Source organism: Pseudomonas sp. CAM1A (assembly GCF_047501685.1).
Lineage (GTDB): Bacteria > Pseudomonadota > Gammaproteobacteria > Pseudomonadales > Pseudomonadaceae > Aquipseudomonas.
Genome location: NZ_JBFNXP010000002.1, coordinates 147,621 through 168,645, shown reverse-complemented (window position 1 = coordinate 168,645; position 21,025 = coordinate 147,621). Strand labels below are relative to the sequence as shown.

At 65.4% G+C, this 21,025-nt stretch carries 19 protein-coding genes; 5 read left to right on the top strand and 14 right to left on the bottom strand.

Annotated elements, in window-relative coordinates:
- Positions 1-340: 340 nt before the first annotated feature.
- From ABZO33_RS04390 to ABZO33_RS04370, 5 genes are all read right to left on the bottom strand, one after another.
- Positions 341-1,150 carry an OmpA family protein gene (locus ABZO33_RS04390; RefSeq protein ID WP_414534994.1) on the bottom strand — a complete coding sequence of 270 codons (810 nt, stop codon included), beginning with the start codon at positions 1,148-1,150 and terminating at the stop codon, positions 341-343.
- On the bottom strand, positions 1,147-1,500 hold the full coding sequence (locus ABZO33_RS04385; RefSeq protein WP_102683122.1) for a DUF4398 domain-containing protein: 354 nt from the start codon (positions 1,498-1,500) through the stop codon (positions 1,147-1,149). The genes ABZO33_RS04390 and ABZO33_RS04385 overlap by 4 nt, the downstream gene beginning before the upstream one ends.
- Positions 1,501-1,509: 9 nt before the next feature.
- Positions 1,510-2,331, bottom strand: coding sequence for a substrate-binding periplasmic protein (locus ABZO33_RS04380; protein ID WP_023631442.1), 822 nt, complete (start codon positions 2,329-2,331; stop codon positions 1,510-1,512).
- Between the two features lie 85 nt (positions 2,332-2,416).
- Complete coding sequence (locus ABZO33_RS04375) at positions 2,417-3,346, bottom strand: electron transfer flavoprotein subunit alpha/FixB family protein (RefSeq protein WP_414534993.1); 930 nt, start codon at positions 3,344-3,346, stop codon at positions 2,417-2,419.
- A complete protein-coding gene (locus ABZO33_RS04370) occupies positions 3,347-4,096 on the bottom strand; it encodes an electron transfer flavoprotein subunit beta/FixA family protein (RefSeq protein ID WP_367856619.1) in 750 nt (249 codons plus the stop codon).
- A 543-nt stretch (positions 4,097-4,639) separates the two neighbouring features.
- On the opposite strand from ABZO33_RS04370, the gene ABZO33_RS04365 reads away from it, so the two are divergent.
- Complete coding sequence (locus ABZO33_RS04365; protein WP_414534992.1) at positions 4,640-6,304, top strand: electron transfer flavoprotein-ubiquinone oxidoreductase; 1,665 nt, start codon at positions 4,640-4,642, stop codon at positions 6,302-6,304.
- A gap of 251 nt (positions 6,305-6,555) precedes the next feature.
- On the opposite strand, the gene ABZO33_RS04360 is transcribed toward ABZO33_RS04365, so the two are convergent.
- The 5 genes from ABZO33_RS04360 to ABZO33_RS04340 form a co-directional block, all read right to left on the bottom strand.
- The gene (locus ABZO33_RS04360) at positions 6,556-6,687 is read right to left on the bottom strand and encodes a hypothetical protein (RefSeq protein ID WP_414534991.1); all 132 of its coding nucleotides are present in this window, start codon (positions 6,685-6,687) and stop codon (positions 6,556-6,558) included.
- Positions 6,687-7,088 (bottom strand): type II toxin-antitoxin system MqsA family antitoxin, encoded by a 402-nt coding sequence (locus ABZO33_RS04355; RefSeq protein WP_050704793.1) that lies wholly within the window; start codon positions 7,086-7,088, stop codon positions 6,687-6,689. Before ABZO33_RS04355 ends, ABZO33_RS04360 begins: the two co-directional genes overlap by 1 nt.
- 131 nt (positions 7,089-7,219) lie before the next feature.
- A complete protein-coding gene (locus tag ABZO33_RS04350; RefSeq protein ID WP_414534990.1) occupies positions 7,220-8,545 on the bottom strand; it encodes an MFS transporter in 1,326 nt (441 codons plus the stop codon).
- Between the two features lie 69 nt (positions 8,546-8,614).
- Positions 8,615-9,100, bottom strand: coding sequence for a histidine kinase (locus tag ABZO33_RS04345; protein WP_414534989.1), 486 nt, complete (start codon positions 9,098-9,100; stop codon positions 8,615-8,617).
- A gap of 171 nt (positions 9,101-9,271) precedes the next feature.
- Positions 9,272-9,811, bottom strand: coding sequence for a sigma-70 family RNA polymerase sigma factor (locus ABZO33_RS04340; RefSeq protein ID WP_414535663.1), 540 nt, complete (start codon positions 9,809-9,811; stop codon positions 9,272-9,274).
- Positions 9,812-9,964: 153 nt separating this feature from the next.
- On the opposite strand from ABZO33_RS04340, the gene ABZO33_RS04335 reads away from it, so the two are divergent.
- The 3 genes from ABZO33_RS04335 to ABZO33_RS04325 are packed head-to-tail and all read left to right on the top strand — an operon-like array spanning position 9,965 to position 14,513.
- Positions 9,965-11,143, top strand: a complete 1,179-nt coding sequence (locus tag ABZO33_RS04335; protein ID WP_414534988.1) for an efflux RND transporter periplasmic adaptor subunit — start codon at positions 9,965-9,967, stop codon at positions 11,141-11,143.
- 1 nt (position 11,144) lies between these two features.
- Entirely contained in the window at positions 11,145-13,103 is a 1,959-nt protein-coding gene (locus ABZO33_RS04330) for a MacB family efflux pump subunit (protein ID WP_414534987.1), read from the top strand.
- A 3-nt stretch (positions 13,104-13,106) separates the two neighbouring features.
- A complete protein-coding gene (locus ABZO33_RS04325; RefSeq protein ID WP_414534986.1) occupies positions 13,107-14,513 on the top strand; it encodes an efflux transporter outer membrane subunit in 1,407 nt (468 codons plus the stop codon).
- A 60-nt stretch (positions 14,514-14,573) separates the two neighbouring features.
- Here ABZO33_RS04325 and ABZO33_RS04320 read toward each other — a convergent pair whose 3' ends face one another.
- Complete coding sequence (locus ABZO33_RS04320) at positions 14,574-16,196, bottom strand: twin-arginine translocation signal domain-containing protein (RefSeq protein ID WP_414534985.1); 1,623 nt, start codon at positions 16,194-16,196, stop codon at positions 14,574-14,576.
- 147 nt (positions 16,197-16,343) lie between these two features.
- Between ABZO33_RS04320 and ABZO33_RS04315 the strand changes: the two genes are divergently transcribed.
- Positions 16,344-17,276 (top strand): siderophore-interacting protein, encoded by a 933-nt coding sequence (locus tag ABZO33_RS04315; RefSeq protein WP_414534984.1) that lies wholly within the window; start codon positions 16,344-16,346, stop codon positions 17,274-17,276.
- A gap of 205 nt (positions 17,277-17,481) precedes the next feature.
- Here ABZO33_RS04315 and ABZO33_RS04310 read toward each other — a convergent pair whose 3' ends face one another.
- From ABZO33_RS04310 to ABZO33_RS04300, 3 genes are all read right to left on the bottom strand, one after another.
- Positions 17,482-18,882, bottom strand: coding sequence for an aspartate aminotransferase family protein (locus ABZO33_RS04310; RefSeq protein ID WP_414534983.1), 1,401 nt, complete (start codon positions 18,880-18,882; stop codon positions 17,482-17,484).
- 132 nt (positions 18,883-19,014) lie between these two features.
- Positions 19,015-20,337 (bottom strand): ATP-binding protein, encoded by a 1,323-nt coding sequence (locus ABZO33_RS04305; RefSeq protein WP_367856628.1) that lies wholly within the window; start codon positions 20,335-20,337, stop codon positions 19,015-19,017.
- Positions 20,334-21,017 carry a response regulator gene (locus ABZO33_RS04300; protein WP_414534982.1) on the bottom strand — a complete coding sequence of 228 codons (684 nt, stop codon included), beginning with the start codon at positions 21,015-21,017 and terminating at the stop codon, positions 20,334-20,336. The genes ABZO33_RS04305 and ABZO33_RS04300 overlap by 4 nt, the downstream gene beginning before the upstream one ends.
- Positions 21,018-21,025 lie beyond the last annotated feature (8 nt).

Sequence of the window (21,025 nt, the reverse complement as noted above, 5' to 3'; positions counted from 1 at the left end):
TTTTCTCTTGGGAAAAGGAGGCAAAACCGTTCGGCTCCGTTCATACGGCCCCTACGCTTCGCTTCGGGGTCCCCTCACTCCGGGCTCGCTCCGGGAGGACGCGCCGACGGGCCATCCATGGCCTGATCGGCGCTTGACGGGCATCCATGCCCGTCACCTCCCTGCGCAAACCCTGCGTTCGGCCTCCTGAAGTCGCAATTGGCGGCGCCTGAACTATTGCGCGCTTAGAAGCAGAGCAAGAGCAAGACGAAAAAGCACAGATGTTTGTTTGGCAGCTGATCTTTGATTGGCTGTCGCATCGGTGCGCCGATGCGACGTGCCTGTGATCGAAGTTGCGGGCTCAGCGTGCGGGGGCGAGCTTGCCTTTGTCGTCGGAAAAGACGATCTCCACCCGACGGTTCTGTGCCCTGCCCCGCTCCGAGGCATTGGCTTCGACCGGGTACTGGTCACCATAGCCCTCGACCTGGATGCGCTTTTCATCCACGCCCAGGTCAACCAGCATGTCGGCCACCGACTGCGCACGATCACGGGACAGCTTGAGGTTCTCTTCCGCCGCGCCGGTGCTGTCGGTATAACCCTCGATCCGCACCACTCGACGCGGGTTGAGCTGGAGGAACTGCACCAGCTTGAGCACGGTGCGGCTGGCCGAGTTCTTGAGGTCGGCTTGGCCTGTGTCGAACAGCACATCACCCAGGGTCATCACCAGGCCGCGATCAGTCTGCTCTGACGCCAGCGCGACAATTTGCGCCTCGACGAACTTGCCTTGCTGCTGCACGCTCGCCAGCTTGGCCTCGCGCAACGCCAGTTGCAGACGTTGGCGCTCCAGGTCGAGCTTGGTCAGTCGCTCCTGATTGAGCGCCAGCTTGGCATGCTCACTGGCGATCTCGCTGTAACGTTGGCTCAGGTAGGCGTAATGGCGAACATCGCTGCCGGTGCCGACATAACCTGCCAGGCGCTCCGCACGCCCCAACGACTCACCGGCGCGGATCACATCACGGGGCGCGCTGCGCAGAACGTCGGAATTGTCCTTGACCTTCTGGAATGCGGCGCTGGCGTCGTCCAGCGCCGACTCGCTGCGCTGGCTGGCGCAGCCCTGCAACCCCACCAGGGCCAGCAAGGCCAACGCGGCCATGGGCTTGACGCGGCTCATGGCTGCACCTCCAGCTGTTTGCGCAGACGCTTGATACGCGATTGCAACACCTGCAACTGCTCCTCGCTTTTCTGGTTCAGCACCCGCGCCTCGGCCAGGCGAGCATCGAGCTCGGCCTGCTCGGCGCGCATGCGTGCGTCACGATAGCTTTCACCAAGCATGTTGCTCTTGGCGCGGGCCAGTTTGTCTTCAGCCAACTTGAACTCCGGCACCTGCTCGGTGGCACCGACCGCCTTGGCCTGCTCGAGCGCCTGCTCAGACAAGCGCAGCTGTTCATTGGGTGCCGGGTCATTGGCACAGCCGGCCAGGCCAAGCACGGCCAGGGCGAGCATCAAGGGTTGGATTCTCACACACGCTTCCTACTGTTTGGGGGCACCCTGCGACGCCTGCATCTGCGCCTTCCAACGCTCGACATTGCGCTGCAGCACAGCCTCGCTCGCCCCGGAGATCGGCAATTCTGTCAGCTTTTTCGCCAGTTGTCCGCGCAACCAGCTGTCGTTGCAGGCTGAGTTGTGCGACACCGTCAGGTACAACCCTGGCCGGTCCACCGGCAAGCCCCGGGCGATGAGGTCGTTACCCACCCCCAGGCTCTGGGCCATGGCCATGCCCGAGTAACGCCCGGCCAGCACATAGTCGACCTGGCCAAGCACCAGTTTCTGGAAGGCCTGCGTCAGGTTCTGCGCCGGTTCCAGCTTGAGCTGGGCCTTGGCGAACGCCTCGAAGGCCGGTGTCAGGCGGGCCTTCTCCGACAGTGCGCCCTGGTAGCGGGCAAGGTCGGCCGGGCCGTCGAACACCAGGGGCGCGTCGTGACGGGTCCAGACCAGGTACTCATTGAGCTGCAAGGCCGGATGGATATAGTCCAGGCTGGTCAGCTGGGTTACCTGCATCGGCGTGTCGAGCAGCAGGTCCATGCGCCCGCTGCGCACTTCCTCCAGCGCCTGTTCGCGCTTGCCGGCGTGCAGCACCTCGACTTTCACCCCAAGCTCGGCGGCGACTTGGCGAAGCAGGTCGACATTGGCGCCGATCAGGTGCTTGGGGTCTTGCGGATCCTGCCAGGAATACGGCGGCGCATCCGGGCTGCCGGTGGCCACCAGGCGCTCGCATTTACCCACCGCCAAGGCCTGAGTCGACAGCAACGCCAGCACACAGGCCAGCCCTCCCTTGCTCCAGCGAAACGCCATGCACCCTCTCCCGCCCCTGAAAAAAACATGAAAAAACCCGGACCGCCAGGGGCGGTCCGGGTTCTTTATAAGTGAAGCAGTCGGATCAGACCAGCTTTTCCAGCTCTGGAACCGCTTCGAACAGGTCAGCGACCAGGCCGTAGTCGGCCACCTGGAAGATCGGCGCCTCTTCGTCCTTGTTGATCGCGACGATCACCTTGGAGTCCTTCATGCCGGCCAGGTGCTGGATCGCGCCGGAGATACCGACGGCGATGTACAGCTGTGGCGCAACGATCTTGCCGGTCTGGCCGACCTGCATGTCGTTCGGCACGAAGCCGGCGTCGACCGCGGCGCGCGAAGCACCCACGGCAGCACCGAGCTTGTCGGCCAGGGCGTACAGGTGCTTGAAGTTGTCACCGTTGCCCATGCCACGGCCGCCGGAAACGACGATCTTGGCGGCGGTCAGCTCTGGGCGATCGGACTTGGCCAGCTCTTCGCCGACGAAGGCCGACTTGCCAGCGTCGTGGGCGGCGGCGACGGCTTCGACGGCAGCCGAACCACCTTCGGCGGCCACGGCGTCGAAGCCGGTGGTACGCACGGTGATGACCTTCACGGCAGCGTTCGACTGCACGGTGGCGATGGCGTTACCCGCGTAGATCGGACGCTTGAAGGTATCGGCGGATTCGACCGCGATGATCTCGGAGATCTGGTCGACGTCCAGCAGCGCGGCGACGCGTGGCAGGATGTTCTTGCCGTTGGTGGTGGCCGGGGCCAATACATGGCTGTAACCCTTGGCCAGCTCGACTACCAGCGGCGCGACGTTTTCCGGCAGGGCGTGGGCGTAGGCCGCGTTGTCAGCGACCAGCACCTTGGCGACACCTGCGATCTTGGCGGCGGACTCGGCGACGCCACCGACGTTCTGGCCTGCGACCAGTACGTGGATATCACCACCGATCTTGGCGGCGGCAGCGACAGTGTTCAGGGTGGCCGGAGCTACGGCACCGTTTTCGTGTTCAGCGACAACCAGGATAGTCATTTAGATTACCTTCGCTTCGTTCTTCAGCTTCTCGACCAGTTCGGCCACCGACTTGACCTTGATACCCGCGCTGCGGGCAGCAGGCGCTTCGACCTTGAGGGTCTTGTTGGTGGAGGCGATGGACACGCCCAGCGCGTCTGGAGTAACGGTCTCCAGCGGCTTCTTCTTGGCCTTCATGATGTTCGGCAGCGACGCGTAGCGCGGCTCGTTCAGGCGCAGGTCGGTGGTGACGATGGCTGGCAGGTTCAGCGCAACGGTCTGCAGGCCGCCGTCGATTTCACGGGTGACATTGACCTTGTCGCCGGCAACTTCGACCTTGGAGGCGAAGGTACCCTGGGCGAAGCCGGTCAGCGCGGCCAGCATCTGGCCGGTCTGGTTGTTGTCGCTGTCGATCGCCTGCTTGCCGAGGATGACCAGCTGCGGCTGCTCCTTGTCGACAACAGCTTTCAGCGCCTTGGCCACGGCCAGGGAGTTCAGTTCGTCAGCGGCTTCGACCAGGATGGCGCGGTCGGCACCCAGGGCCAGGGCGGTACGCAGTTGCTCCTGGGCGGTGGCCGGGCCTACGGAAACGACCACGATCTCGCTCGCCACGCCTTTCTCTTTCAGGCGCACGGCTTCTTCCACGGCGATTTCGCAGAAGGGGTTCATGGACATCTTGACGTTTGCAAGGTCGACGCCGGAGTTGTCCGCCTTGACGCGAACCTTGACGTTGTAGTCGACCACTCGTTTGACAGCTACAAGAACCTTCATGGATTCCTCGTTACTCTCCGGTGAAAAGAATGTCGCCTGGGGGCTGCCCGGCGAATGCGCGTGGGTACAAGGGCACCTCTAAAAACGTGCCGACAGCAGTAAAGTTCAGTTGACCGATCAGTCCTGTTACGACCCTGAAGGTCCAAAACCCACGGGTCATTTCCTGTGGTGCCGTGTAGACTCCACTACAACACCTGATTCGGCCCGTAAACCCTGCTCTACGCCCGGTCTTTAGGGGTGCACCTGCGCCCGACGGTCAGCCTACGGCGAACGCGAAAGCGCTCGTATCTTGACCGTAACACCCAATCCGGTCAATACGGCAAATTGGCCAGCCCTCAGCCGCCTACCTGTGATTTTACGGGCCTCCGGCAAATTCAAACAAACGTTTGTATTGGACCCGCCAAGTGGTGTAGATATAATGCGCGGCCAAGACAAAACGGTGTAGTCCATCACCTGCGAAGCTACAACACCTGAACGCCGCACGTGACCGTGAACACCCATAAAAGACAAGCAACGCGATGAGCCTTGAGTAGGAGAGAACCTGTGGAACGCGAATACATGGAATTCGACGTGGTCATCGTCGGCGCAGGCCCGGCGGGCCTGTCCGCCGCCTGCCGCCTGAAGCAGAAGGCCGCCGAAGCCGGTAGCGAGATCAGCGTCTGCGTGGTCGAGAAAGGCTCCGAAGTCGGCGCCCATATTCTCTCCGGCGCGGTGTTCGAACCGCGCGCCCTGAACGAACTGTTCCCCGACTGGAAAGAGCTGGGCGCGCCGCTGAACACCGAAGTGAAGCGCGACGACATCTATGTGCTCAAGGATGCCGGCAGCTCGACAAAAGTGCCTGACCTGTTCGTGCCCAAGACCATGCACAACCAGGGCAACTACATCATCTCGCTGGGCAACCTGTGCCGCTGGCTGGCCCAGCAGGCCGAGAACCTCGGCGTGGAGATCTACCCGGGCTTCGCCGCCCAGGAAGCGCTGTTCGACGAAAACGGCGTGGTCCGCGGCATCGTTACCGGCGACCTCGGTGTCGACCGCGAAGGCAACCCGAAGGACGGCCTGTACACCCCGGGCATGGAATTGCGTGCCAAGTACACCCTGTTCGCCGAAGGCTGCCGTGGCCACATCGGCAAGCAACTGATCAAGCGCTTCGATCTGGACAACGAGTCCGACGTCCAGCACTACGGCATCGGCCTCAAGGAAATCTGGGAAATCGACCCGGCCAAGCATGAGCAGGGCCTGGTGGTGCACACCGCCGGCTGGCCGCTGGACGTGATGAGCAAGGACAACACCGGCGGCTCGTTCCTCTATCACCTGGAGAACAACCAGGTGGTGGTCGGCCTGATCGTCGACCTGTCCTACACCAACCCGTACCTGTCGCCGTTCGACGAATTCCAGCGCCTCAAGCACCACCCGGTGATGGCCCAGTACCTCGAAGGCGGCAAGCGCATCAGCTACGGCGCCCGCGCCATCTGCAAGGGCGGTTTCAACTCGCTGCCGAAGATGGTGTTCAACGGCGGCGCGCTGATCGGCTGCGACCTCGGCACCCTGAACTTCGCCAAGATCAAGGGCAGCCACACCGCGATGAAGTCCGGCATGCTCGCCGCAGAAGCGGTGGCCGACGCACTGATCGCCGGCAGCGAGGGCGGTGACCAGCTCAACAGCTATGTCAGCGCGTTCAAGGCCAGCTGGCTGCATGAAGAGCTGTTCGCCAGCCGCAACTTCGGCCCGGCCATGCACAAGTTCGGCCCGATCCTGGGCGCTGCGTTCAACTACGTCGACCAGAACTGGTTTGGCGGCAAGCTGCCGTTCACCCTGCACGACACCAAGCCGGACTACGCCTGCCTGAAGCTGGCGGCAGACTCGCAGAAGATCGACTACCCGAAACCCGACGGCAAGCTCAGCTTCGACAAGCTCAGCTCGGTATTCCTCTCCAGCACCAACCACGAAGAGGAACAACCCTGCCACCTGAAGCTGACCGATCCGAACATCCCGATCGCCAGCAACCTGCCGCTGTATGACGAACCGGCGCAGCGTTACTGCCCCGCTGGTGTTTACGAAGTGATCACCCAGGAAGACGGCAACAAGCGCTTCCAGATCAACGCGCAGAACTGCGTGCACTGCAAGACCTGCGACATCAAGGACCCGGCCCAGAACATCACCTGGGTTACCCCTGAAGGCGCCGGCGGGCCAACCTACCCGAACATGTAGGCCCTGCCCTTGAGGCAAGCAAAAGCCCCCTGGCCGTAAGGCCCGGGGGTTTTTTCATGGCATAGCCGCTATTGCCTATACGAAACCACGGTGTGCGTGGTGTCCAGCCCTAGGCTCTGTACGAAATGTATCTGCACTCGCCCATACTGCGTTGAAACGGGGCTCGGAATGCTCATGTACTCCAGTACACTCCGCTTCCTCCCCCCGTTTCGCCTTGTCTGGCCTTCGCGCAGACACATTTCGTACAGACCCTAGTTGCTCGAGCCGCTCCAGGACATGCCCCAGGCACTGCCCACCATCGGGCTTGTAGTGCCCGGAGGCAACTGCACCGGGCAGGTGTAGTCGGCAAGGTCGAGGGACACCGAGGGACTGTCAGGATGCATCAGGCAGTCCTGACTTCCTCAAACAGCTCCGGATGGCGATCCAAGAGCTTGAAGAGCTTGATCAAAGCGACCGGCGGCCGGGTCTTGCCATTTTCATAACGAGAGAACGCATTGACGCCTCCCCCGAAGATTTCACCCGCTTCGCGCTGGTCGAGATCGAACTTCTTACGCACGGCAACGATGAAGGCAGGGTCAATTGCCTCAGCATTGATCTTCCGATCAAACTCCACCATCAGGTCACTGACACGCATGGCTTCGGCATGACTCAACACCGCCTCACCACAGGCGGGGCAATAATCACCACTGACATGCGGAATGAGCGTCGACATGCCCTTGTAGCGATAGGGCATGTCCTGAGTGTCCGGTGCAAGCTCGGCACCACCACAAATCGGGCATCTCATGTTTACAGCTCCTTGAGTGCGGCGTTCTTTTCTCCATGAGAAATTAACCTTCCAGGTTATTTTCGGCCAATAGGTTATTCCAATAACCCCCGCCCGGAAGTCTGCCTCACTACCCAGCAGCCATTACCGCGTCATTTGTCACCACACATGAGCGGCGACGGCTGCACAGCGAATCCCAACGACCCACGACGCACGAAATAGAGCGCCGTCAGCAATCCGACCATGCCCATGACCAGACAAAATCCGACACACACCCACGGGCTCCAGGGCATCAGGGCAATCAGCGCCAGCGGCGTGGTGCTGGCCCACAGGGCGTAGGCAACGTTATAGGTGAAGGAGATGCCCGACACCCGAATCTCGGCCGGGAACAGCCCGACCATCACCGACGGCACCACCCCCACCACGCCACATGACAGGCCGGCCAATGCATAGGCAGCCCAGGTCTGCCCCCACTGCCCCACCAGGCTGGCGTACAAGACGCCGATGCCCAACGGCAGCAGCAGGCAGTAGAGCATCAGCGCCCGCCAGGCGCCGACACGATCCACCAACAACCCCGCCAACACGCAGCCGATATTGAGAAAGACGATACCCACGCTGCTCAGGGCGAAAGTGTGCCCGGCCGTCATGCCAAACCGCTGTTGCATCACGGTCGGGGTGATCACCACCAGCACCACCACCGCCGAGGTCAACACACAGGTCAACAGCGCCGCCGGGACCAGAGCCCGTCTATGAGTACTCAGCACCCGACGCAGAGGGAAGGCCACCGGCTGCTCCTGTTGTGCCCGCAGGGCCAGGAACACCGGGGTTTCGCTCAGCCAGCGGCGCAGCCAGACCCCGATCACGCCGAACACCCCACCCAACAGGAAGGGATAGCGCCAGGCGTACTCGAGGATCTCCTGGGGTGTGAACAGCTGTGCCAGCAAGGTCGCGGTCAGCGCCCCGAGCAGGTAGCCGAAGGTCAACCCAGCCTGCAGGAAGCCCAGCGCATAGCCGCGGCGCCCCGGTGGCGCGTGCTCGGCAACGAACGTCCAGGCACTGGGCACCTCACCGCCCACCGCCGCCCCTTGCAGGATGCGCAGCGCCAGCAGGATCAGCGGCGCGGCGTAGCCGATGTCGGCGTAGGTCGGCATCACCCCGATCAGCAGGCACGGCAACGCCATCATCAGGATGCTCAGGCTGAACACCCGCTTGCGCCCCAGGTGATCGGCGAAATGGGCCATGAGGATGCCGCCCAGCGGCCTGGCCAGGTAACCGGTGACGAAGATCCCGAAGCTCTGCAACAGGCGCAGCCACTCCGGCATTTCGGGCGGGAAGAACAGCTGGCTGAGCGTCAGGGCAAAGAACACGAAGATGATGAAATCGTAGATTTCCAGTGCGCCACCCAGCGCGGCCAGCCCCAGGGTCCGGTGGTCGCTACGGCTGAACCGTGGCGGGCGGGTGGTATCGAGCGCAGTCATGGCAGCTTCCGCAACGTGGCAAAAGGCCAAGAGGATAGCAAAAGCCTTGGGCCTATGGCCGCCCGTGCTTCAGGAGTTGCGGCAGAACACCGTCTGCGCGAGGTTGGTCCGCCGCCGGGAATAGTTCGAGGCCCCCGCCAGCCCGGGCGGCAGGGGCAACTGCCCGACCAGCACCGGCAGGTCGATGATCGCCATGAACGACTCCAGCGCCTCGCTGTCGGGTGCATGGGGCAGGCTGATGCTGACCGCATGCCGGTCACTCGACGGCACCGCTGGCACCTTCAGGTGCGGCGAGTGGTACAGCAGCGCGTGCTGGATCTGCGAACTGACCCGGCAGAAGCGCGCCAGGTCGACCCCCGCATGGCTGGCCAGCTCGATGTTGCCCACCAGCAGATTGAACGGCTGCAAGGCACTGTGCACCAGGCGCTGCAGGTCGTCGAAACTCTCCACCGGAGCGATCCGGAAGTAACCCAGGCCATTGAGCATCCGTTCCAGCTGCAGGCGCTGGGCGGGATGCTCGTCGGCGATGAGGATGCGCATGGATTTGTTAGGCATCGTCCGGACCTGGGCAGTTAGGTGATGACAGTGGCTCCATGACCATACTGCGCCGGGAACGGCAACGTCAGGCGGAACGCCTGGACGGGGGGTCTTTATTGATAGTTGTCGTGATCCCGGGAGAAATCAAGTCGCCAGCTCACGGAATTTTCACATCCGCCGGCACCCCGCTCAGGACTCCCACTGGCGCATGCGCACGCGACAGTGCTTCATCGCGTTGACGATGTGCTTTTCCACCACGCTGCGGGATATATCCAGGCGCTCGGCGATCTGCTGGTGCGACAGGCCCTCGAGCTTGCGCAGCAGGAAACTGTCACGGCAAGGCGCGCTCAGCTCGCCCAAGGCCTGCTGCATCAGCGCCAGGCGCTGGTCGAGCTGCATGCTGTGCGTCGGGGCGGGGCTGTGCCAGCGTTCGTCGCTGTCAAGCACCTCGAGCGGCTCGGCCTGACGCACCTGGTGACGCCGGTGATGATCGACCACCAGGTTCATCGCCGTGCGATAAAGAAACGCGCGCGGGTGTTCGATACGCTCGCCTTCGGTGCGTTCCAGCACGCGGATGTAGGCATCATGGGCGACGTCTTCGGCCGCCTGGCGATTGCCAAGCCGGGCGGACAGGAAGCTCACCAACTCGCGATAGTAATGTTCCACGACGGCACCTGTCGTCTCCCTGCTCGAGCGCTGGTAGGCAGGCGCAGCGGGTCTGGATGATATCAGTGTGCGATCTTACAAATTATAATTATTCGCAGCAACACGCAGACCACCCCCTTCCTGCGTTAAATCGCCAACTATCACATTCGTTTAACTGGGACCCCCGAGCGCATGCCCCGTGCGGCACTCGGCCACTACCTCCGGCTGGAAGCCCGCATGACACGCACATCCAATACCCGCCGCCGAGTGCTGTTCGGCGCCCTGGGCCTGGCCGGCCTCGGTAGCCTGGTGGCCTGGCAGGCCCTGCCGCTCGGCGGCGCACCGGTCAGCACCGTGCCGGTGCTGCGCGCCGACATCGAAAGCAGCGTCACCGCCCTGGGCACCCTGCAACCGCGCCGCTACGTCGACGTCGGCGCCCAAGCCTCGGGGCAGATTCGCAAGTTGCATGTGGAAGCCGGTGACGAAGTGCGCCAGGGCCAGTTGCTGGTGGAAATCGACCCGTCCACGCAACAGGCCAAGCTCGACGCCGGACGTTACTCGATCGAGAACCTCAAGGCTCAGCTGGCTGAGCAGCGTGCGCAATACCAGCTGGCCCAGCAGCAGTATCAACGCCAGCACGGCCTGGCCGCCGCCGGCGCCACCCGCCAGGAAGACCTGCAGACGGCACAGGCGCAATTGAAGGTGACCCAGGCCCGCATCGACATGTACCTGGCGCAGATCCGCCAGGCCCAGGCCAGCCTGCGCAGCGACGAGGCAGAGCTGGGCTACACGCGCATCTACGCGCCCATGAGCGGCACCGTGGTGGCAGTGGATGCCCGCGAAGGCCAGACCCTCAATGCCCAGCAGCAGACCCCGCTGATCCTGCGGATCGCCAAGCTCTCGCCGATGACCGTCTGGGCCCAGGTGTCCGAAGCCGACATCGGCAAGGTCAAGCCGGGCATGACCGCCTATTTCAACACCCTGGCCGGCGGCAAGCGCCGCTGGACCAGCACCGTGCGTCAGATCCTGCCAGTACCGCCCAAGCCGCTGGACCAGACCAGCCAGGGCGGTGGCAGCCCGGCCAGCGCCACTGCCGGCACCACCGGCAGCAAGGTGGTGCAATACACCGTGCTGCTGGACGTGGACAACCCCGATGGCGCCCTGATGGCCGAGATGACCACCCAGGTGTTCTTCGTCGCTGGGCAAGCCAGCCAGGTGCTCAGCGTGCCGTTGGCCGCGCTGGACGAGACACCCGAAGAGGGCTTGCGCCTGGCCCAAGTGCTGAACGGCAAGGGCCAGGTCGAGGCGCGCCAGGTGCGCACCGGCTTGAGCGACCGCCTGCGAGTGCAGGTGCTCGAAGGCCTGAACGAAGGCGAGCGCCTGGTCATCGGCCTGCCTGCCGCCAGTGGGGGTTGAGATGGCCACGCCCCTGATCGAGCTGTGCGACATCCGCAAGGTCTACGGCGGTGTCGATTCGCCCAGGGTCGAGGTGTTGCGCGGCATCAGCCTGAGCATCCACCCCGGCGAGTTCGTCGCCATCGTCGGCGCCTCGGGCTCCGGCAAATCGACCCTGATGAACATCCTCGGCTGCCTCGACCGCCCCACCTCGGGCAGCTACCGCTTCGCCGGCCGCGACGTGGCCGAACTGGACAGCGACGAGCTGGCCTGGCTGCGTCGCGAAGCCTTCGGCTTCGTGTTCCAGGGCTATCACCTGATCCCTTCGGGTTCGGCCCAGGAGAACGTCGAGATGCCGGCCATCTACGCCGGCACCCCGCCCGCCGAGCGCCATGCCCGCGCCCACGCCCTGCTCGAGCGCCTGGGCCTGGCCAGCCGCACCGGCAACCGCCCGCACCAGTTGTCCGGCGGCCAGCAGCAACGGGTATCGATCGCCCGCGCATTGATGAACGGCGGCCACATCATCCTCGCCGACGAGCCCACCGGCGCCCTCGACAGCTATAGCGGCGCCGAGGTGATGACCCTGCTCGACGAGCTGGCCAGCCAGGGCCATGTGATCATCCTCATCACCCACGACCGTGAAGTCGCAGCCCGCGCCCAGCGGATCATCGAAGTGCGCGACGGCGAAGTGGTCAGCGACTCGCCCAGCCAGCCATCGGCCGACATCCCCCGGCAGTTGCAGGCCGACGACCTGCGCCAGCGCCTGGACCGCGGCGCGACCCAGCGCGGCGCCTGGAAAGGCGAACTGGTCGAGTCCCTGCAGGCCGCTTGGCGGGTAATGTGGATCAACCGCTTCCGCACCGCCCTGACCCTGCTCGGCATCATCATCGGTGTGGCCTCGGTGGTGGTCATGCTCGCGGTCGGCGAAGGCAGCAAGCGCCAGGTCATGGCGCAGATGGCCGCGTTCGGCTCGAACATCCTCTACCTCAACGGCAAGCACTCCTCCGAAGAACTGATGGGCATCGTCACCCTCGACGATGTCGACGCCATCGGCGAACTGCCCCAGGTCAAACGGGTCATGCCAGTGATCGGCGACAAGCTCATGGTGCGCCACGGCAACAAGGGCGAGCAGTTCTACGTTGGCGGCAACAACACCGGGTTCCCCGAGATCTTCAACTGGCCCGTGGTCGAGGGCAGCTTCTACAGCGAGGCCGACGAAGCCAACGGCGCCGCCGTGGCCGTGATCGGGCAGAAGGTGCGAGACAAGATGTTCGGCCCGGGCAGCAATCCGCTCGGTCAGTACCTGCTGATCGGCAACGTGCCGTTCCAGGTGATCGGCGTGCTCCAGGGCAAAGGTGCCAGCTCCGGCAGCGAGGACAGCGACGAGCGCGTGGTGGTGCCCTACTCCGCCGCCTCCATCCGCCTGTTCGGCAGCCGCGACCCGGAGTACGTCACCATCGCCGCCCAGGACTCCAGCCAGGTGAAAGAGACCGAACAAGCCATCGAGCGCCTGATGTTGCAGCGTCACCAAGGCAAGAATGACTTCGTCCTGACCAACGACGCCGCGCTGATCCAGGCCGAGGCCCGCACGCAGAACAGCCTGTCGCTGATGCTTGGTGCGATTGCCGCGATCTCCCTGCTGGTGGGTGGCATCGGCGTGATGAACATCATGCTCATGACTGTGCGCGAACGCACCCGCGAGATCGGCATCCGCATGGCCACCGGCGCGCGCCAGCGCGACATCCTGCGCCAGTTCCTCACCGAGGCGGTGATGCTGTCGATGGTCGGCGGCGTGACCGGCATCGTCCTGGCCCTGGCCATCGGCGGCAGCCTGTTGCTGGCCGACATCGCCGTGGCCTTCGCCCTGCCCGCCATCCTCGGCGCGTTTGCCTGCGCCGTGATCACCGGCGTGGTGTTCGGTTTCATGCCGGCCCGCAAGGCCGCCCGCCTCGACCCGGTCAAGGCCCTTACCAGCGAATAACCCATGACGACCCCCTGCCGTATCAGCTTGCTGGCCCTGAGCCTTGGCCTGGCCGCCTGCAGCACCCCGCCGCCGCCTGCGGCGAACATCGACACCCCGCCGGCCTGGCAAGGGCCGACCAGCGCCAACCAGGCCCTGCCGGACAACCAGTGGTGGCGAGCCTTTGCCAGCCTGGAACTGGACCAGCTGGTCGAACGCGCGCGGGTGAACAGCCACGACCTGGCGGCGGCCGCGGCACGCGTGCGCAAGGCTCAAGCCATCGCGGTGATCGCCGGCGCGCCCTTGCTGCCAGAAGTACAGCTCGGCCTGGATGGCAGCCGACAGCGCCTGTTGCGCGGTGAAGGCAACCGCCAGCTGGACGCCAGCAGCAGCGAGCGCACCAGCACTTCCTTCGGCACCCGCCTGAGCGCCAGCTACGAGATCGATTTCTGGGGCGGCCTGCGCGCCACCCGCGACAGCGCGCTGCGCAGCCTGGATGCCAGCCGTTTCGATCGCCAGACCGTCGAGCTGACCCTGGTCAGCGCCGTGGCCGACAGCTACCTGCAAGGCCTGGCACTCGACGAGCAACTGCGCATCGCCCGGCTCAACCTGGGCAATGCCCGCGACGTGCTGGGTCTGGTCGAAGCCCGCGAACGTTCAGGCTCGGCCACCCGTCTGGAACTGGCCCAGCAGCGCAGCCTGGTGGCGGCCCAGGAACGCCAGCTGCCGTTGCTCGAACAGCGTCGCCAGGACAACCGCATCGTCCTCGCCACCCTGCTCGGCGACCCGGTGCAGGCCCTGCCCGACAATCGCGAAATGATCAGCAACGTACAGTGGCCCAGCATCGGCAGCGGCGTGCCCAGCGAACTGCTCGGCCGGCGGCCGGACATCGCCGCCGCCGAAGCGCGCCTGGCGGCGGCCAGCGCCAACATCCAGGTGGCCCGGGCGGCCATGCTGCCTCGCCTGATACTCGGTGCGAACCTGGGCAGCGGTGCGCGCACCCTGCCCAACGTCTTCGACAGCCCCTACTACACCCTGACTGCCGGCCTCGCCGCGCCAATCTTCAACAACGGCCGCCTCAGCGCCGCACGGGACCAGGCCAGCGCCGAACAGGAGGAATTGCTGGAGCTGTACCGCGGCAGCATCCTGGCGGGCTTCGCCGATGTGGAGAAAGCCTTGAACGCCATCGCCGGTGTTGAACGCCAGCGCCGCTGGCAGGACCAGGAGGTGGAGCAGGCACGCATCGCCTTCGACCTGGCCCAGCAACGTTACGCCGCTGGCGCCGAGACCCTGCTGACAGTACTGGAGACCCAGCGCACGCTGTATCTGGCCCAGGACCAGCAGGCGCAACTACGCCTGGAGCAGTTACAGGGCAGCGTGGCGCTGTACAAGGCATTGGGTGGGGGCTGGCAGTCGCCGGCCAAGCTGTAGGGCACGCGACAAGTCCCAGCAGGCGCGGGTTTGCCCGCGCTTGCAGGGACATGGGGTGCATCAGGGCACGATGTTCTTCAGTGACAGGTGGCGCGCGTACCAGGGGCGTTGTGGCACCTTGCGCAGCAGGCTATCCAGCTTTTCCTCGTTACCGAACGTGATACGCAGGGCCAGCTTCATGGTCTCCACGTCCATCTCCACCGACTTGCCCAGGCGCATGCCTGGCTGCGTGCTGCAGCCATGGGTGTCCGGGCCCAGCCACGGGTCGCCGGCTTCGACCCAGCGGCCCGGGGCGAACCAGGGCACGCCATTGATCTCCAGGCGCCGTACCTGGCCGGGGTGATAGCGTTCATGGGCACGGAACCAGTCGTCGATGCGGTCGTCGATCCAGCCATGGAAGCCCCAGAACACCGGATTGACATGGGACGAGAACGGGTCGCCGAGAAAATCGTTTTCGGGTTCGAACCAGCGCGCGGCAAAGTCGGCCTGGTCACGGGCGAACGGCACCGGCGCGCCATTGTTAGGATCACGCGGCACCGACGCCCAGCACATGTGCAGCCAGTCGTGCAGGTTCATCTCCAATTCCGAGCCGAAGGCCCCCAGGGTCAGCTTCGACAGGTACAACGGGTCCTGGTACTGCGACTCCCACACCTGGAAGTTGCTGCAATAGGTTTCGCCAGCCTTGATCGCCCCGACCCACTGGCCATAGGCCTCGTCGCCCGGCGCCTGCCAGGTCGGCGGCACGCAGTAGCCGTCGTGGTTGTCGAAATAACGGGCAAAGCCTGCGCGGTCAAACTCGACGCTCGGCTGCGGCAGCGGGAAGCGCTGCCAGGAGGGCAAGTCCTGCAAGGTGCGCGCATACATCAGCATGTGCCGGTGCATGAACAGGAAATCGATACCCGAACCATTGCGGTGCTTGCGCGGGCCACGGGCATCGCGCTCATGATCCCTGGGCCCGGGCTGCCAGCCCAGGCCACGCAGGGCATCCTGCTTGTTCTGCGGCAACTTGTGCCACTGGTCACGGGTGGCATGCCAGAGCTGGTGGAACAAGCGGTGTTCGGCACCGACCACCCAGGCCAGCATCTCGGGGGTATAAGGCAGGCGCTCACGGGCCTCGGGGAACAACCGCTTGACCGCGACGAAGCGGCTGTCGGGCACCGGCAGGGTCAGCGGCCGATCCAGACGCTGCACGCGCCCGGTCAGCGTACCGCTGCCGGCATTGGCGAACTCGGCCCAGACTTCGTCCAGGCTGGCCACGCATTCATAGCCCGGCCCGCCATGCTGGCTGATCAGGCGCCAGCGCACCTGCGCGCTGCTGGCCCCGACCAGGTCGCCCAGCACCCGGTAGGCCGGCTCGCCAGCCCCACGCAAGCGCTCGCCGGTATCGACGAAACCGCGCAAGCCGCGCCCCTTGGTGGCGACGTCGAGGAACATCTCGACACCTTGCTGGGGCAGCCCTTCCAGGCCGCGTTCGGCACCCTCGAAGCGGATTTCCCAGACGCCGCGCAGTTGATCCGCGAGCATCTGGCCTGCGTAGTCGGCCAGCTCGACGCTGGCTTCCCCAGGCGTGACGATGTCGTCCTCGGGGTCATGGGTCAGTTGCTTGTGCGCGTAATAGGCCGCCGTGCCTGTGGCGCCCGCCACAGCCAAGCCGGCGATGAATCCTCGTCGGGAAATTGTCATTGCGCCTCAATCCGTCTTCGCGTGCCGCGACTGCTATCCAAGCTAGAACGTAGGCGGGCCGGGGAAATTTAGGCACGACACACACCAGCTAATTAACCGCGCAGTGCGCTCGTCTGATGGGTATCTCCCGCTGACAGAGGCATGCCCATGACCTCCCCGCTTGCTCGCCTGGCACCTGCCGTGCAGGCCACGCCCTACCGGCTCTTCGACCTCGACCTCAAGGCCATCGAACCCTTGAGCCCCTCACTGGCTCGCTTCGTCTTCACCGGCGAGGACGTCGCGCAGATGACCACCCTGGCCCCCGACCAGCGCGTGAAGTTGCTGTTTCCGACGCCAGCCGGCGCGCCACCCAACCTGCCCAAGCACGCGCAATGGCAGCAGGCGCGGCGTGAACTGCCGGCGCAAGACATGCCGCCCATGCGCACCTACACCATCCGCGCCCTGCGCCGCGAGGCGCTGGAGGTGGAGGTGGACTTTGTCCTGCACGGCGTCAATGGCCCGGCCTCGGCCTGGGCCACCCATGCCCGCGTCGGCGACCGCCTGCAGATGGTCGCCCCCAACCTGGCCTATGCCGACGACCCCGGCGGCTATGAATGGAAACCGCCGCGCAGCGCCCGGCGCATTCTGCTGATCGGCGACGAAACCGCTCTGCCGGCGATTGCCGGCATCCTCGAACAGCTGGCCACGACCGCGCCGGAGCTGGCAGTGGAAGCCTTCATCGAAGTGCCATTGGAAGCCGACTGCCTCGACCTGCGCCAGGGCCCGGCCACCCGCCTGCACTGGCTGCCACGCGACCTGCTGCGCAGCGAGCACGGCCAAGGCATGCAGCACGCCGTGCGCGAGCTGGCCAGCCTGCCGGCGCTGCGTGGCGCGTCGGCGGTCGAGCTGGAAGACGTGGATATCGACGAAAGCATCCTGTGGGAACAGGCCTGCGGCGAACACGGCGACTTCCATGCCTGGATCGCCGGGGAATCGGGGACTGTCATGGACATCCGCCGCTACCTGATCCAGGAGCGCGGGCTGCCGCGAGAAAGCCTGACGCTGATGGGCTATTGGCGCGCCGGGCGCACCTTTGACTGATACAGGCGTCCTGTAAAAGATCTGCTCAACCCCTTGGGCTGCGCTGTCGCTCACGGAACAGAAGAGCAAGCATCACGAACGTGGGAGCGGGCTTGCCCCGCGATCACCGGCAAAGCCGGTGCCATAAACCGCATCGCGGGGCAAGCCCGCTCCCACGCTGTTCCAGTCAAGTCAGCAAATTACGTTTTGCTCCCTGGGTATGGCTTCAGCCAGCCAATACCGCCGCCGCGACGGCTTCGGCAAATCTGGCGGCCACTTCATCGATCTGCTCGGCACTGATGATCAACGGCGGCAGGAAGCGCACCACAGCACCATGGCGACCGCCCAGCTCGAGGATCAGGCCGCGGCGCAGGCACTCGCGCTGCACCTTCGGCGCCAGGCTGCGGCATGCCGGCGGATGCCCCTGCACGTCGCGCTTGCCCGCCGGGTCCACCAGCTCCACGCCCAGCATCAAGCCACGACCACGAATGTCGCCAAGCTGCGGATAGTCCTGCTGCAACCGTTGCAGGTGCCCGCGCAGGCGCTGACCCATGGCCTCGGCGTGCTCGCACAGGCGGTGCTCGACCAGGTACTTCATCACCGCAGAGCCCGCCGCCATCGCCATCTGGTTGCCCCGGAAGGTGCCGGCATGGGCGCCCGGCGACCACTGGTCGAGCCAGTCGCGGTAGACCATCACCGCCAGCGGCAGGCTGCCGCCGATGGCCTTGGACAGGGTCACCACGTCCGGCACGATGCCGGCGTGCTCGAAGGCGAACATCTTGCCGGTGCGGGCGAAGCCGCTCTGGATCTCGTCGACGATCAGCGCCACCCCAGCCTGCTCGGTGATTCGGCGCAGCCCGCGCAGCCACTCGATATCGGCAGGGATCACACCGCCCTCGCCCTGCACCACCTCGACGATCACCGCCGCCGGCAGCGCCACCCCGGCTTCGGGGTCGTTCAGCAGGTTTTCCAGGTAATGCAGGTTGGCGCGCACGCCCGCCTCGCCGCCCAGGCCGAACGGGCAGCGGTAGTCATAGGGGTAAGGCAGGAACTGCACGCCATTGTTCAACAGCGCGCCAAGGGGCTTCTTCGGCCCCAGGCTGCCCATCAGGCTCAGGGCGCCCTGGGTCATGCCATGGTAGGCGCCCTGGAACGCCAACACGGTGCTGCGCCCGGTCACGGTACGCACCAGCTTGAGCGCGGCCTCCACCGCATCGGTGCCGGTCGGGCCGCAGAACTGGATCTTGGCTTCGCCGCGCAGGCCCTCGGGCAACAGGCCGAACAGGTCCTGGACGAACTGGTCCTTGACCGGCGTGGTCAGGTCCAGAGTATGCAGTGGCAGCTCGTCGGCCAGCACGCGCTGGATGGCGTCGATCACCACCGGATGGTTGTGGCCCAGGGCCAGCGTGCCGGCACCGGCCAGGCAGTCGATGAACTGGCGGCCCTCGACATCTTCGACGTACAGGCCACGGGCGCGCTTGAGCGCCAGCGGGATGCGCCGCGGGTAGCTACGGGCGTTGGACTCCTGCTGTTGCTGGCGCAGCAGCAGGGGTGAGTCCTCGAATTCGTACAGCGGGCGCGGCGCGGTGGCCGGCAGCACCTGGGCAAGGCTGGAAGCGGTCGACATCGGAAAATCCCTCGCAAGCAAGCGAATGTGCCCGCCACGCGCCCTGTAACCGGATGTGTGTCGGGTTCTTATCGCTTGAAAAACGCTTCAGCGAGGTGCGGATTTAGCGGTTGCCGTCGGATTTGTTGCAGATCAACTCCCTGAGCGTGCCGGCACCTGCAGGCGCACCCGCAAGCCATCGGCCTGGCTGTCGAAACGCAGGCTGCCGGCACAGCGCTGGACGATGGCCTGGACGATCGCCAGCCCCAGGCCGCAACCACCGCTTTGGCCGTTGCGCCAGAAGCGCTCGGTCAGGTGTTCGAGGTCGCCCTGCGCGATGCCTGGCCCATGGTCGCGGACGAGGAAATCCACCTGGCCGTCCTGCGCCTGCACATCCAGCTCCACGGCGGCATCGCCGCCATGGCGCAGGGCGTTGTCCAGCAGGTTGCGCAGCGCCGCCACCGCCAGCGGCGCCGGCATGCTCAGGTAGACCTTGGCCGCCTCCTCGGGCAGATGCAGGTGAATACGGCGGTTGTCGCCGCCGCCGGCATCCTCGATGGCCTGCCGGGCAACCTGGGCGGCACTGCACTGCACGCCGTCATCGAACGACAGGCTGCCCTCGACCCGCGCCAGCATCAGCAACTGCTCCAGCGTGCGGTGCATGCGGTCGGTACCCTGCTCGGCGTGCTCCAGGGCCTGTTCACGCACCGCGCCGTCGGTCATGCGCGCCACCTGCAGGTGGGTCTTGATCGCGGTCAACGGGCTGCGCAGTTCGTGGGCGGCGTCGTCGGTCAGGCGGCGTTCGCGCTCAAGGGTCTGGGCGATGCGCAGGAACAGCTGGTTCTGGGTATCGAGCAACGGTTGCAACTCACTGGGCAGACCGGCCACCTGCAAGGGTTCGACGCTGTCGGCGCGGCGCCTGCGCAAGGCATCACGCATGCGATTGAGCGGTTCCAGCCCCTTGCCCAGGCCGATCCACAACAACCCCAAACTGCCCAGCAAAGCCATGAGCACCGGTGCCGAGGCCGCCAGCAGGATCGACTGGTTCAGCGCCTCGCGCTCCTGGTGACGATCGGCGGTGGTGATGCGCACGTCGCCATGGTTGTAGGTGAAGGTACGCCATGAGGCGCCATCGATGGTCTGGTCACGAAACCCGCTGCGCTCGTCGTCCATGGCGCCATCGTGCTTGTGGTTGCTGGCGAGGATCTCGCCGCGCAACGAGCTGACCTGGCAGGCCATGCCATCCGGCACGCTGAACTGGTCGGCGGAAAAATGCGCGTCCTGGCCCTTGGCGGTCAGCGGCTGCGGCAACTGGTCGATCAGCCCCGCGACCATGCGTGCCGAGGCCACCAGCCGCTGGTCGAGGGAGAACATCATCTGCTGGCGCAGGTCACGCAGCATCCACGCTGCCGCCAGCACCCAGATGACGATGAACACGCTGCCGAGGATCAGCGACAGGCGTACCCGCAGGCTCATGATGCGGCCTCCTCCGGCGCCTGGGCCGGGCCCAGGCGGTAACCCAGGCCGCGCACGGTCTCGACGATGCTGTTGCCCAGCTTGCGTCGCAGGTGGTGGATATGCACGTTCAGCGCGTTGCTTTCGACCTCGTCGCTGAAGCCATAGACGCAATCCTTGAGCTGCTCGCTGGAGAGCACGCGCCCCGGGTTCTGCAGCAACGCCTGGAGCAGCGCCTGCTCGCGCCGCGACAGGTCCAGTGGCCGGCCCGCCAGGGTCGCCGCGCAACTGCTGGGATCGTAGCGCAGCGGACCATGCTCGATCACGTTCACCGCCCGCCCGGCCACCCGGCGCAGCAGGGTGTGCAAGCGGGCGGCCAGTTCGCGCAGGTCGAAGGGTTTGAGCAGGTAATCGTCGGCGCCGGCCTGCAGGCCGTCGACCCGGTCGGTGACCGCGTCACGGGCGGTGAGCACCAGCACCGGCAGGATCTCGCCCTGCTGACGCAGGCGGCGCAGCAGCTTCAGGCCATCTTCGTCGGGCAGGCCCAGGTCGAGGATCATCACGTCGAACTTGGCGGTCTGCAGCATCTGCCGGGCCTGCGAGGCGCTGGCCACCCGGTCCACGGTCAGGCCTTGGGCCGAGAGGCCGGCGCAGATGCCGCTGGCGATCAGGTCGTCGTCCTCGCAGAGCAGAACGTGCATGTGGGGGC

What these genes read in the sequence shown, in the direction of transcription:
- ABZO33_RS04390 (WP_414534994.1), bottom strand. Translation starts at nt 1,150, where the DNA reads ATGAGCCGCGTCAAGCCCATGGCCGCGTTGGCCTTGCTGGCCCTGGTG.
- ABZO33_RS04355 (WP_050704793.1), bottom strand. Translation starts at nt 7,088, where the DNA reads ATGAGATGCCCGATTTGTGGTGGTGCCGAGCTTGCACCGGACACTCAG.
- ABZO33_RS04380 (WP_023631442.1), bottom strand. Translation starts at nt 2,331, where the DNA reads ATGGCGTTTCGCTGGAGCAAGGGAGGGCTGGCCTGTGTGCTGGCGTTG.
- ABZO33_RS04360 (WP_414534991.1), bottom strand. Translation starts at nt 6,687, where the DNA reads ATGCATCCTGACAGTCCCTCGGTGTCCCTCGACCTTGCCGACTACACC.
- ABZO33_RS04370 (WP_367856619.1), bottom strand. Translation starts at nt 4,096, where the DNA reads ATGAAGGTTCTTGTAGCTGTCAAACGAGTGGTCGACTACAACGTCAAG.
- ABZO33_RS04305 (WP_367856628.1), bottom strand. Translation starts at nt 20,337, where the DNA reads ATGAGCCTGCGGGTACGCCTGTCGCTGATCCTCGGCAGCGTGTTCATC.
- ABZO33_RS04375 (WP_414534993.1), bottom strand. Translation starts at nt 3,346, where the DNA reads ATGACTATCCTGGTTGTCGCTGAACACGAAAACGGTGCCGTAGCTCCG.
- ABZO33_RS04310 (WP_414534983.1), bottom strand. Translation starts at nt 18,882, where the DNA reads ATGTCGACCGCTTCCAGCCTTGCCCAGGTGCTGCCGGCCACCGCGCCG.
- ABZO33_RS04330 (WP_414534987.1), top strand. Translation starts at nt 11,145, where the DNA reads ATGGCCACGCCCCTGATCGAGCTGTGCGACATCCGCAAGGTCTACGGC.
- ABZO33_RS04300 (WP_414534982.1), bottom strand. Translation starts at nt 21,017, where the DNA reads ATGCACGTTCTGCTCTGCGAGGACGACGACCTGATCGCCAGCGGCATC.
- ABZO33_RS04345 (WP_414534989.1), bottom strand. Translation starts at nt 9,100, where the DNA reads ATGCCTAACAAATCCATGCGCATCCTCATCGCCGACGAGCATCCCGCC.
- ABZO33_RS04325 (WP_414534986.1), top strand. Translation starts at nt 13,107, where the DNA reads ATGACGACCCCCTGCCGTATCAGCTTGCTGGCCCTGAGCCTTGGCCTG.
- ABZO33_RS04335 (WP_414534988.1), top strand. Translation starts at nt 9,965, where the DNA reads ATGACACGCACATCCAATACCCGCCGCCGAGTGCTGTTCGGCGCCCTG.
- ABZO33_RS04315 (WP_414534984.1), top strand. Translation starts at nt 16,344, where the DNA reads ATGACCTCCCCGCTTGCTCGCCTGGCACCTGCCGTGCAGGCCACGCCC.
- ABZO33_RS04320 (WP_414534985.1), bottom strand. Translation starts at nt 16,196, where the DNA reads ATGACAATTTCCCGACGAGGATTCATCGCCGGCTTGGCTGTGGCGGGC.
- ABZO33_RS04350 (WP_414534990.1), bottom strand. Translation starts at nt 8,545, where the DNA reads ATGACTGCGCTCGATACCACCCGCCCGCCACGGTTCAGCCGTAGCGAC.